This is a genomic window from Paenibacillus sp. EKM211P (genome assembly GCF_011066175.1).
GTDB classification, from domain to species: domain Bacteria; phylum Bacillota; class Bacilli; order Paenibacillales; family Paenibacillaceae; genus Paenibacillus; species Paenibacillus polymyxa.
Genome location: NZ_JAAMNS010000002.1, coordinates 256,581 through 269,018, shown reverse-complemented (window position 1 = coordinate 269,018; position 12,438 = coordinate 256,581). Strand labels below are relative to the sequence as shown.

The 12,438-nt window shown below is 45.9% G+C and carries 8 protein-coding genes; 7 read left to right on the top strand and 1 reads right to left on the bottom strand.

Features of this window, described 5'->3' with window-relative positions:
- The first annotated feature begins 2 nt into the window (after window positions 1-2).
- The 4 genes from G9G57_RS04215 to G9G57_RS04200 all read left to right on the top strand — a co-directional run bounded on the left by G9G57_RS04215 (window position 3) and on the right by G9G57_RS04200 (window position 3,416).
- Complete coding sequence (locus tag G9G57_RS04215) at window positions 3-404, top strand: VOC family protein (protein WP_102998862.1); 402 nt, start codon at window positions 3-5, stop codon at window positions 402-404.
- Window positions 405-513: 109 nt separating this feature from the next.
- Window positions 514-1,044 carry a GNAT family N-acetyltransferase gene (locus tag G9G57_RS04210; protein ID WP_164964503.1) on the top strand — a complete coding sequence of 177 codons (531 nt, stop codon included), beginning with the start codon at window positions 514-516 and terminating at the stop codon, window positions 1,042-1,044.
- Window positions 1,045-1,242: 198 nt separating this feature from the next.
- Window positions 1,243-2,652 carry an aspartate ammonia-lyase gene (gene aspA / locus G9G57_RS04205; protein ID WP_013372264.1) on the top strand — a complete coding sequence of 470 codons (1,410 nt, stop codon included), beginning with the start codon at window positions 1,243-1,245 and terminating at the stop codon, window positions 2,650-2,652.
- Between the two features lie 167 nt (window positions 2,653-2,819).
- Window positions 2,820-3,416, top strand: coding sequence for a restriction endonuclease (locus G9G57_RS04200; protein WP_164964502.1), 597 nt, complete (start codon window positions 2,820-2,822; stop codon window positions 3,414-3,416).
- Window positions 3,417-3,505: 89 nt separating this feature from the next.
- On the opposite strand, the gene G9G57_RS04195 is transcribed toward G9G57_RS04200, so the two are convergent.
- Window positions 3,506-6,682 (bottom strand): bifunctional cytochrome P450/NADPH--P450 reductase, encoded by a 3,177-nt coding sequence (locus G9G57_RS04195; RefSeq protein ID WP_164964501.1) that lies wholly within the window; start codon window positions 6,680-6,682, stop codon window positions 3,506-3,508.
- A gap of 296 nt (window positions 6,683-6,978) precedes the next feature.
- Here G9G57_RS04195 and G9G57_RS04190 point away from each other — a divergent pair, with 296 nt between their 5' ends.
- From G9G57_RS04190 to G9G57_RS04180, 3 genes are all read left to right on the top strand, one after another.
- Window positions 6,979-7,983, top strand: coding sequence for a BMP family lipoprotein (locus G9G57_RS04190; RefSeq protein ID WP_164964500.1), 1,005 nt, complete (start codon window positions 6,979-6,981; stop codon window positions 7,981-7,983).
- A 27-nt stretch (window positions 7,984-8,010) separates the two neighbouring features.
- Complete coding sequence (locus G9G57_RS04185; RefSeq protein WP_164964499.1) at window positions 8,011-9,675, top strand: methyl-accepting chemotaxis protein; 1,665 nt, start codon at window positions 8,011-8,013, stop codon at window positions 9,673-9,675.
- 205 nt (window positions 9,676-9,880) lie between these two features.
- Window positions 9,881-12,322: an AraC family transcriptional regulator gene (locus tag G9G57_RS04180; RefSeq protein WP_081275889.1), complete on the top strand. Its 2,442-nt coding sequence runs from the start codon at window positions 9,881-9,883 to the stop codon at window positions 12,320-12,322.
- The last annotated feature ends 116 nt before the right edge of the window (window positions 12,323-12,438 follow it).

Below are 12,438 nucleotides of genomic sequence, written 5' to 3'. Positions count from 1 at the left end.
TCGTGGGAGTAACAGCTAAACAAATCTTTGTGAATTTACCAGTTAAAAACCTGCAACACTCCATTGATTTTTTCACTACCATCGGATTTGAATTCAACGCTCAGTTCACGGATGAACATGCAACCTGCATGGTTGTTAGTGAGCATATTTTTGTCATGCTATTGGTTGAAGAACGTTTTAAAGCGTTCACTTCAAAGGAAATTTCAGATGCCACGAAAAGCACAGAAGCGATTGTTGCCCTATCGGTGGAGAGCCGAGAAAAGGTGGATGAGATCGTCCACAAAGCTTTGAAAGCAGGCGGCAAACCCTCCAATGAGCCTCAAGATCATGGTTTTATGTATGGATGGAGCTTTCAGGATTTGGATGGTCATCTGTGGGAGTTCTTTTATATGGCAGAGCAGTAATAGAAGTAAGGGTGATTAAGTAAACGAAGTATGATGGTAAGTAATCTGTCCTAAAAAGATAGTTTACTTTCTTTCTTGCATGTTATCGAACTCATCAGGAGGAATTACAATGTCTAACGAAGTGAGAATATACCCTGTTCAAGTGCTCAGCGAAACATTGTCAGATTCACTAAGCAGGCTGTTGATTGACGTGGTTGCTGATGGTGCATCTATAGGTTTCTTACCACCCCTAGGGTATCAGGAGGCAGCAGCTTATTGGAACAGTGTGCTTGAGGACGGTGTAGTACTGTGGATTGCCGAGAAGGACGGAGTACCTGTTGGGACGGTTCAGCTTCAGTTAGCCCAAAAAGCAAACGCTACACATCGTGCGGAAATTGCAAAGCTTATGGTGCATCCGTCTGGACGCAGGCTTGGGATCGCACGACAGTTAATGAAGGCAGCCGAAGAAGAGGCAGTGCGTCATAACAGAACCCTACTGGTGCTGGATACGCGGGTGGGAGATCCTTCTAATAGATTATATGAGTCGATCGGGTTTGTGGAAGCTGGTGTTATTCCGAACTACGCTCAATCAGCCGATGGTCAGCTGCACGCCACTCGATATTATTATAAGCCTTTAAATCCGTATTCCAGTCATTGCTGAGCATTTGCCGAATAACCGTGGTATTTACGGGTAATCATAACTTGTCATAGGATTACATAACCTTTTTCCGCGTTTATTCGACTGGTAAAGCACGGGAATTGGAACGTATAATGAAGAGGAGATCAGAAAAGGTCTTTTTTGTCATTTGACTGTACCGAATTGAAGAACGTAGCAAACACAGCGGAGGAATCAAAGAATATGAGGCTGGAGCATGATTTTTTAGGAACCAAGGAAGTGCCGTCAGATGCTTATTACGGTGTACAAACTCTAAGAGCAAAAGAAAATTTTCCAATTACAGGCCAACGATTGCATCCTGAGTTGATTAAAGCCATGGCGATTGTAAAAAAGGGAGCAGCGACGGTAAACATGGAACTAACCCGTCTACATCGCTCCAAAGCAGAGGCCATTATTCAGGCTGCTGACGAGATTATTCAAGGACAGTTGCATGATCATTTTATCGTCGATCCGATTCAGGGCGGCGCAGGCACGTCCATTAATATGAATACAAATGAAGTGATTGCAAACAGGGCGCTGGAGCTGATCGGTAAGCAGCGAGGAGACTATCAGGAGATCAGTCCTAATAATCACGTTAATATGGCGCAATCGACAAACGATGCTTTTCCTACGGCCGTACATTTGGCTGTATTAAGTATGATTGATAAGCTGTTAGTCACCATGAGTGAGCTTCAGGAAGCATTTTCCCGCAAGGCCAACGAGTTTGATAGTGTGATCAAAATGGGTAGAACCCACTTGCAGGATGCAGTACCGATCCGATTAGGGCAGGAGTTTCAGGCTTATGCGCGTGTACTGGGCCGTGATATCGGACGCGTCCGTGCGACCAAGGAGCACCTGCTAACGATTAATATGGGTGCAACAGCGGTGGGTACTGGCTTGAACGCAGACCGCCGCTATATTCAGCGTGTCGCTGAGGTACTGGCTGAGGTCAGTGGCTTTCCTGTGGAAGCAGATGAACATCTCGTAGATGCCACACAAAATACGGATGCCTATACTGAAGTGTCTGCTGCCTTAAAGATTTGTATGATGAATATGTCCAAGGTGGCTAATGACATCCGCTTGATGGCTTCTGGACCTCGTGCTGGTCTGGGAGAATTGAGTCTGCCTGCTCGTCAGCCAGGATCATCCATTATGCCGGGCAAGGTAAATCCAGTCATGTGTGAAGTCATTAACCAAATTGCTTTTCAGGTCATTGGTAATGATCATACAATCTGCTTGGCTTCGGAGGCGGGCCAACTGGAGCTGAACGTGATGGAGCCTGTACTTGTCTATAATTTGCTGCAATCGCTGGAAATTATGAAGCAAGGCTTCCACGTTTTCCGTGTTCATTGTGTGGAAGGAATTGAAGCAAATGTGGAGCGGTGCCGTGAATATGTAGAGAACAGCGTAGGTATTATTACAGCGCTCAATCCGCACCTCGGATATGAGGTAGTATCACGCATTGCCCGCGAAGCAATTACGACTGGCAAATCGGTACGTGAATTGTGTCTGCTGTATAATGTACTGACTGAGGAAGAATTAGACATTATATTGGACCCGTACCAGATGACTCAGCCTGGTATTGCAGGAGAATCTTTGCTGAATCGTGAATAATATTGCGGAGTTTAGAATGTAGGCAACTTTGAGATAAAATGAAGGCAGCCCTGTCGAATTCGGCGGGGTTGCTTTTGTGTAAAACTGTGTCAGTGTGATAGGTGGTAACGGTAAGCCTACTAAGGAATATACCGCTTGCATACCTGCTGTAGAAAAGGGGAAGAGGAATGCTGCTGGAGCAATTATCGGCATATAAGGAATTAGGAATAGGACTTATTGTATTACTATTACTGCTTGTGCTCACCATCAGGGGGATGATACGTGGTCGTCGGAATCGGATTTTACGTGATCTGGACCCGCGTAAAATTGGAATTCAGGATATAGATCGTATGGAAGACGGCTCGGAATTTGAGCTTTATTTGCAGCGGCTATTATCCGCACTTGGCTATAAGGACATTTATAAAACAACCAGCAGCCGGGATTTTGGAGCAGATCTGGTATTTACAGACCGAGAAGGCGCCAGAGTCGTAATTCAGGCCAAGCGTTATGCTGTACAACATCCGGTCGGCTTGGGGGCTGTACAGGAAATTTATACTTCCATGCGTTATTATGCGGCCGATAAGTCTGTTGTCATCACCTCCGGACGTTACACGGAATCCTGTAAAACACTTGCTGCTGTCAACGGGGTTAAATTATTGGACCGCAATGATTTGGTGGATATGATTGACCTGTTCAAAGCCAAACGTCGTGACGAGGTCATGGAACGTATAGAAAGTAAAACCGACGTGGTTGCCTCCAAATGGTGGAGCAAGAGCAAATCATAAAAGGGATTGAACTACTAGCCAACGAGATCGATGCCTGGTAGTCAGTCCCTTTTATTTTTAACATGATGGATCTTTAAATACCGTTATCATCAGATACCTGTCCAGACATCCTTGGCATAGCGTTTTTCCTGTTGGAGATGATCCAACCATTGCTGCGCTTCTTCTTTACTTGTATGGTGTATATCCGCGTAGGCCGCACAGAGCGTGCCTTCAACGTCGGGGGCCATCCGGCTACCATCACCGCATACATACAGATGCGCTCCTTCATCAAGCAAGTGAATCAGAGTGTCTGCATCTTCATTCATAACGTGCTGTACATACCTTTTAGGTTGACCAGGCAGACGTGAAAAGGCTGTATGAACCGTAACGATTCCTTCCTGCTCCCAGGTTTGCAGCTCTTGCTTGTATAGATAATCGAGCTTTGGATCACGGCAGCCATAGTATAAATGAGCCTCGCCGAGCTGTTCTCCTCTCTCCTTAAGCACATGGCGTGTTTGGAGAAATCCGCGGAATGGGGCAACACCAGTACCCGGACCGACCATGATGACAGGCACGGTCGGGTCTTCCGGCAAACGGAAGCCAGACTGAGGCTTTCGCACAAAAATGACAACCGGATCATCTGGTTGGAGCTGTGCCAAATAATTGGAGGCAATACCGAGGTATTCGCCCTGTCCGCTACGGGCTGGTCCACGCACAACGCTCACAGTTATACTCGCTGAATTCTCCGATTCAAGCGGAGAACTGGAGATGGAGTAGTATCTAGGCTTGAGTGGTGGTAACAGCGAGATAAAATTTTCAAATGGCAGTTCACAGGCTGGATACTTCTCCAGAATATCTAGCATCGTGACACGCTTCTTTCGTATCTCTTGATCAAAGCTGGTATCCTCTAGCAAAGCTTCGATTTCTTTCTTGTGCGGAGGACACACTGTAAAGGATGCCAGTTGCCGTAGCTGGGCTCTGGTCGCCGGTTCTTGCAGTTCCACACTGAGAGTGAGCAAATCTCCTACACTGACAGGCCGATCTAAGGGGAGATGTGCCGCATCCCGGTCACTGCCTCTCAATACGATGTAGTTTTGATCCTGTAACTTAAAGCGTTGCATCACCCTATTCACCAGCGAAGCAGGATTACGCGGCAAAACACCCAGATGATCACCCTCGCGATAGGACAATCCGGTTGGTAATTGGATCTCCAGATGCCGAGTACTGCGTTCACTTTCAGCAGCGTGCAGTTCACGATTCACAGTAACAACGGCAGTAGCTGCCTCATAGTTGGCCGCCAGAGGAGCGCTAAGTACGTCGCTTACAAACTCTATGCTCAGACTGCTGGTGTCCTGTGGTTCTGTATCACTGTGCTCTATCCCGAAAGCATTCAGCAATTCCGGCCATAAGCCGTGGTTCCAGACTTCCCAATCCTTCTCGAAGTCACCACTAGCGTCGCCCTCGCCGCGATCATACAGTCGTTTTGCCCCTTTGGCAGCCATCAGTTCATCGATCATCCTTGGAATGCGCTGATACGTGCTGGCCCAATTCCGGTCACCGCAACCAAAGACAGCATACCTTATGCCTGCCAATTGTCCCTCATCTACCTCCTTCAACCATTCTACGAAGGCATCCGCATTATCCGGCGGATGCCCGTTATAAGATGCGGTCGTAATAAGTACCACGCCTTCTTTAGGCAAATGGTCCACATGATCATTCAGAGTTGCTATGCTGCTGTTGAAACCCCAATTCCGACCTAAATCGGCTAGTTCACCTGCAAGTCCCTCAGCTGTACCCAGATTCGAGCCGTATAAAGACAACAAAGAAGTATCATGCTTTTCGGCATGGGGGGCTGCAACTTTTTGTTCCTCCTTTTCATGAAGTTCTTGAGCGGCACCTGGCAACATGATGGTAGTCTGTGTGCTGCGCGGACGTACTTGAATGGTGAAGTCTTCAGGCTTGAGTGTGAGCGTCTCTTTGACTTTCAACTCATAATGAGTATGATCAATCAGCTCAAAATGTTTCAGTACCATCCCCAGCACAAGGGTGGCCTCCTGTAAGGCAAACTGTTGTCCAATACAAGCACGTTGACCGTTGCCAAACGGCTTATAAGCATCTTGTGGGATGACGGATGGGTCCTCAAAGCGTTCCGGTTTAAATTCCTCAACATCTTCACCCCAAGCTTCAGTATCACGGTGCAGTTTCGGGATGAGTACATTGACACTGTCGCCTTTTTTAAGCGGATAGGTTCCGTCGAGCAGTGTAGCTTCTTTGGCAAAGAGAGAGAAGGCGGGCGCTGTCGGCCATAGCCGCAGGGCTTCATTCAGTATCATCCTTATGTACTTGAGCTCACGCACCTGAGTATAGGAAGGCAGCGAATCGGTCAGCACGCGATCTACTTCTTCATAGGCTTTAGTTAGCGTTCGTGGATTTTTAAGCAAATAGTAAATGGCAAAGGATAAAAGCCCACTGGTCGTTTCATGACCGGCGATGAGAAAGGTGATGATCTGATAACGGATATTTTCATCATCCAGCGTTTCACCTGTTTCCGGGTCCTTGCCTTCCAGCATACGTGCCAGTAAATCCTCTTCACCTTGGTTGCCCACGGTTTTGCGTTCTTGAATAATGCTGTCCACTAGAGAGAACATCGTTTCGATGTCGTGTTTAAACTGTTTTTTCTTCGATAACATCAGCTTGTTTTGCAAATTGAGGCGTTGCAACTGACCCATTGCTTCATCCAGTGCGCGTGTCATACTGGTCACGAACGGATGGGGCTGGTCGCGGTAAAAGCTGTTAAAACGATAATTAAAGCCGCATAATCCGATGGTATCCAAAGTCAGCCGGGTCATATCTTCCGGTACCTCTACACTTTCATCTGGATTGAGCCGAGACCATTTCTGTACCAGCTGAACAGCAAGATCAAGCATCATATTGTGGTAACCCTTCATAGCCCGCTGACTGAAGCTTGGTAGCAATATTTGGTGGGCCTTGCGCCAGTTCGGTTCCTCAGTCCAGCTTGTGAATAGTCCGTCTCCGGCAAAAGCTCGTACTTTTTGTAAGGGAGCCCACACCTGTTTGTCGAAACGGGATTCATCACAAGCATCTGCGACCAGCTTATGACCGGAAATATAAATGTTCGTTCCTTCAGGCAGATCCATGCGAAAGATGGGACCGTGCTCATTAGCAAGCTTAACCAGAGACTGGACAGGGGCATGTGTATCGATCAAGGGCAGATTTCCTAAGGGACCATATGTTTTAGGCTGCGGAATTGAATTTGTTGAAGTCATTCTAAATGTAGCTCCTTTCAGTTTCAACATAGAGTGATGGTTTCAGTTTCAAAATACCTAGGTTTTTCAATGGAAATTACACTTTAATCTTTCGAGATAAACGGAGATAAATGAATTTAGACAGTTCGTATAATAAAAACAATGGAAAATATACATTTTTTACATAATAAACAAAGACATCACACTTATCACACTTCTATTAACAATGAATTTACAGAAATTATTATGAAAAAACATGCTTTTATAACCGATATAAAGATGTTGGGGATTTGCATTTTATGTTGAGGTGATATGTCATGAAGAAACGAGCTCTATTATTAACTTTTAGGTGGATTCCCATTGTCACGATCTTTGCATTATTGCTAAGTGCATGTGGGCAATCAGACGTACAAACCAAGGCCCAACCTATTAAGGTGGGAATCGTGCTGTCAGATATTGGTCTGGGTGACCAATCTTACAGTGACGCGGCTTTTCGAGGTTTGGTCAAGGCACGGGATGAGGGGAAGATTGTTTTTGAATACCGGGAAATAACTGAGACCAAGACGTATGATGCTGCTTTTAATCAGCTTGTTCAAGAAAAAGCAGATTTAATCATTGGGTTGGGTTATATGGTGAAGGACAGTTTGGAGGCCGTTGCCAAAAAGAATCCAGACCGTAAATTTTTAATCGTGGATGAAACATCGGAATTGCCGAATGTGGCCTCCATTACGTTCAAAGCAGAAGAGGGCAGTTTTATGGCCGGAGTTGTTGCCGGTTTGACGAGTCGTACGGAAAAGGTGGGTTTTCTTGGAGGTGCGGAATCTCCTCTGCTGAAAAAGTTTGAAATTGGGTATCGTGCAGGGGTGCAATCAGTCAAACCTAATGCGAAAGTTACGGCAACGTATGCAGGAGATTTTGGCAAGCCGGAGCTGGGTACGAAAATTGCAGATGACATGATCAACCAGAATCAGATTGATGTCATTTTTGCAGCAGCAGGGCTAACCGGTGTAGGTGCATTACAGGAAGCGCAGAAGCAGCATAAATTCGCCATCGGGGTCGATAGCGACCAGTTTTTTATTGCGGAAAAAGCGGTAGTGACCTCAATGATTAAAAATGTAGACACTGCAATTTACACAGTAGTCAAAGGCTTTGCAGATCATCAAAGAAAATTTACGGAGAAGGATATGGTGTTTGGACTTGCGGAAGAAGGTATAGGCTTGGCGCCTATTCGTGTCGTGACACTGAATGCGGATCAGCAAAAGGTGATGGATGATTTAATGGAAAAAATCAAATCCGGCACACTTACTGTACCCACCCAATAAATTTTCGCAAACGGAGGATGAATACTGATGAAACTGCAAGGTAAACTGGTGCTTAACGCGATGATTTCCCTGATCGCTTGCCTGGCTTTAGTAGCTTATATCATTTTTGAATTGTTACGTATTAACGCTCAAAGCAGTAATCTGGTTCCAGCTATGTTGAATGTACAGCAGCTTAATGCCTATTTGATTCAGTCGGGGCAGGCGCTGCAAAATTATTCTACTTCCATGACGGAGAGCAACAAAGCCGATGTGCAAAATCAGCTAACTCAGTCTGAAAAAACGATTACTTTGCTTTCACAGGGCATGATGCAGACCGAAGCACAGCAAAAGCGACTGGATACGATTAAAACAAAATTCAACCAATTGAAAGCAGCAACGGAAAAAGCGATGAGTGCTCAGAACAGCCCAGAATCCAAACGAGAGGCCATGCGTGCCCAGGGGATTCAGAACGATGTATTTATGCTGGATCTACTGACCAAGGCGCGTTACGACCAATACACAGAAGAGTTGACCAAGAGTATTCGTTTTACTTGGCAATTAGCCTTGACAGGCGCAGTTCTACTTCTAGTGGCGGTTGGGCTATATAATACATATACCTCCAGGCAGCTTGCCCTTAGAACCCGCAAGTTAACGGATGCAGCGAAGCAAATTGCCGAGGGGAATTTAACCGTTCAACTTCCTCCAACAAAGGGCCGAGATGAACTGGACGAGCTCAATGAATCTTTCCGTGTTATGATTGGGAAGTTGCGCAGCATTGTACTCTCCATTGATCAGGCGGGGAATCGTGTCGATCTGATGGCTCGGGATATTGATCAGCACAATGAGGCCATGAAGGAAATTGTGACACAAGTCAGCACATCAACAGAGGAACTTGCGATAGGTAGTCAGAAAATTGCTGAGGACCTGTCATCGACGGTTGGCGTGGTGGATGATATGCAGCAGAAGTTTGAATCAAATCTGCTGGAGACCACGCAATCCACCGCGTATAGTGAGGATGCTTTGCGTGTCATTGAGCAGGGTGCGCGTGTCATGAGTGATCAAATGCGAATCGTTGCGGAGAATCGTTCAGCAATGTCCGAAGTGGAGCAAACAGTCAGAGAGCTGGAGTCTAATGCAGCCGAGATCACAACTATGACTGGTTATGTATCTGAAATTGCCAGCCAGACGTCACTCTTATCCTTGAATGCGTCGATTGAGGCTGCACGTGCGGGTGAAGCGGGAAAAGGCTTTGCTGTTGTTGCCAATGAAGTGAAAAAGCTGGCGAGTCAATCTGAATCTGCTGTAAAGAAAATTTATACCGCTGTTGAGGGGATCACGCAGGCTATGGATAAGGTGAAGGCTTCTGTGGAGCAAAGTCAGGAGCTGTTCCGCGAGCAGGAGAAGGCAACCTCCTCCACCGGAGAATCGTTTAGAGAGATTAGTGGCAAAGTCCAGCAAATTGCCGGCCAAGTCAACAAGTTATCTATAGACATGAATGTATCGCGAGAACTGAGTGTACAGGTGCAGCAAGCTATTGAGAATATTAGCGCAATCACTCAGCAGTCCGCCGCAGGCAGTGAAGAGATTACGGCTTCCACGGTGGAGCAGAAGCGTTCCTTCGAGGAATCGGCTGAGAAGGTAAAGGAGCTTCGCCAGATTCGCGAGGAAATGCAGCGAGAGCTAGATCGTTTTCAGGTGGAAAAGACGAGCTAAACACTGTAATACGAATACCTATGCTGCTGACCAATGAAGGCAGGCAGCACGTAAGAAGAAGTTCTACCTTGTACAGGGAGACTTCTTCTTTTTATTTTTAATGATGAGACTTCTGTTAAGTTTGATTTGTAAAGGCAGGAAATTCCACTTCATGCGTCAAATAGATGTAGAGGTAATATGTCATCTAATATAGAGTAAGAGGAAGATGGACAACGTAGTCCGGAAGGATGAAGTTACAGGAATGTTGCGACTTAAGCTTCGTTTGATACTGAAAAATAAGCAGACAAGACTGATCCTGCTGCTCACGCTGTGCGTGTCGCTCGTGATCAGCGTGATCGGCTTGCTATCGTATTCAAGATACCGTGAAGGTTTGGATACCGAGCTGAACACACCTAATATAGAATTGTTGCAGATCAATCTGGATGTGACCAATCGGGCTTTTCGTGAGTCGGATAACAAGGCGCTGGATGCGGCTTATCATCCGGATGTAGAGTCTTTTATACGTATTCATACGGACGGAAAGTCGGTATCCAACAAAGCTTCCGTTATAGATCGGCTTCAGAAATATTTGAAAACCCTTTCTTCGAGCGAAGAAATTTATTCGGTTGAAGTCATTTCTTTGGAGAATCATGCTCTCATCTCCAGCAATTATGGTTATTTGCCCGATTGGAAGCAGGCACCGGATACAACCTGGGTTCCCTGGATTCAGAACATTCAAAAAAAGCCGCTACTGATTAAGCGAAGATGGTATGGCACGGATCAACAGCATGGCACGATAGAACTGCTCTCGCTGGCTAGGCCTATAGTCGAGAATGGACAGGTCATGGGTGCAGTGTTAATCAATCTGGATTACGACCGTTTTTTCTCCAAACTGTATATTCATTTATCCAACTCGCAATACGTCTATGATCTCGAGGGCGAGCTGATCTATCCCAAGCTGAGATCGTCCTTACCCTTAAATGAGATGGGCAGGGTTTTGAAAGAGCTGGATGTGAATCCTTACGCTTATGTAAAAATTGGAGATATGGAATATATGGCGAACCAGACATTCTCAGATGTCACAGGCTGGCGTCTAGTATCACTCGTGCCGATGGACAAGCTGCTGAAAAATGTAAAGCTGGCGCGCAATATGATGCTATGGCTGGCCTTGATCTCTATCCTGGCTGGGTGCTCAGCGGTTTACTATTACAGTTATGCGGCTTTTCGCCCCATGAAAAAAATTAATAGCCTCTTGAATTCAGGTAATAAGGGAACGCGCGAGGGAGGATTGTATGATTTGGAACCCGTGATTAGCAAGTTGGTTGGAGAATTTCACCGCAAATCATTGGTGGTAGAGCGAAGCTTGCCGGAGCTGCGCTCCAAATATATAGAAGATGTCATCCAGCGTAGAATGGGTGTACAGGAAATGCGTACGAAATGGGAACAGTATTTTTCCGATTGGGACCGTAATTCTTTGGTTGTTATAATCGTGTCGATTGATCGGTATTCTACGTGGACCGCAAGCTTTCCAGAAGAGGACAAAATGCTGCTCAAATATGCGCTGAACAATATTTTGCTGGAGATGCTTGAGCCTCAGTGGAAAGCAGTCAGTGCGCCGGAGGAGGAGAATGGTCTGGTTGTCCTGCTGCAGCTCAGGGAGAGTGTATATGAAGTTGGAGCAGAGGGAGCAGCCAAAGAGAGAACATGGCTTCGTAAGAGCGTTGACAGGCTAATTCAGGTTGTTGGGGAGTATCTTCCCATGACTATTTCGGTAGGGATCGGCCATAAGGTAACAGATATTCAAGAGGTACGGGCGTCTTTTATACAAGGAAAAGAGGCGCTTAATTTACGTTTATACGAGGGGTATGGACGTTCACATATGAATATGAGCAGCAACATAAATGTGAAATGGGATTGCATAGTGGATGTGCAATCACAGGATCAGGCTCAGGATGCAAGATTACTGGACCATCGGCGTGTGGATCTGATTCGTGCTGTGGAGTCACAGGAGCCTGGTGCAAGTGCAAAGCTAGTCAGCCAATGGGTAGAAGAACTTCGACACTATAGGACATCTCCAAACCAGGTCTACCTATTTGTTCATGAACTGCTGGAAGATTTGCTAAAATGGTGTACCACTCAGAGTGTGACACCGCCAGATCAGCTCGCTGATTATCATTGGAATCAGATTCTGACGCTAGACCTTCAAGACATTGAGCTTTTGCTGGCCATTATGTTGACTGATATTGAAGAAAAATGGCATGGACGCCAACAGTCCAAAGATTTTGTACGTGTACAAGAGATGATCGACTATATGGAAAACTATCTGCATTTGAACATCGGGCTTCAGGAAATTGCGGATCATGTTCACATGAGCGTGTCCTCGGTGAGCAGTATGTTCAAGGAGGAAACGGGGAGTACCGTTTACGATTATTTGACTGGATTACGTGTCAAAAAGGCATGCATATTGCTATGTGAAACGCATTTGAAAATTGGTGAAATTGCAGAACAGGTCGGGTACCGAAATGAGAACAGCTTTATTCGTGTATTCCGCAAGTATAAACAAGTGACCCCAGGGAAATTCAGACAAATCAACAAATCTTCTAATGAATATGCAGATCGGTCAAAAGATCGGCGCTTTGGTGAAATCGAAGATAAATACGAGGATTAGGCGATAGATGTGGACCTCCACGGTGCGGTACATTGACTTCATGTAAGCGTGAACAATATGTCCGTAAAGGTTGGAGGTGACAACGGGTGCAAGATGGGCCCAGTTCATTTTTGGAG

Coding starts and splice junctions, on each gene's coding strand:
- G9G57_RS04210 (WP_164964503.1), top strand. CDS start 514: ATGTCTAACGAAGTGAGAATATACCCTGTTCAAGTGCTCAGCGAAACA.
- aspA (WP_013372264.1), top strand. CDS start 1,243: ATGAGGCTGGAGCATGATTTTTTAGGAACCAAGGAAGTGCCGTCAGAT.
- G9G57_RS04200 (WP_164964502.1), top strand. CDS start 2,820: ATGCTGCTGGAGCAATTATCGGCATATAAGGAATTAGGAATAGGACTT.
- G9G57_RS04195 (WP_164964501.1), bottom strand. CDS start 6,682: ATGACTTCAACAAATTCAATTCCGCAGCCTAAAACATATGGTCCCTTA.
- G9G57_RS04190 (WP_164964500.1), top strand. CDS start 6,979: ATGAAGAAACGAGCTCTATTATTAACTTTTAGGTGGATTCCCATTGTC.
- G9G57_RS04185 (WP_164964499.1), top strand. CDS start 8,011: ATGAAACTGCAAGGTAAACTGGTGCTTAACGCGATGATTTCCCTGATC.
- G9G57_RS04180 (WP_081275889.1), top strand. CDS start 9,881: ATGGACAACGTAGTCCGGAAGGATGAAGTTACAGGAATGTTGCGACTT.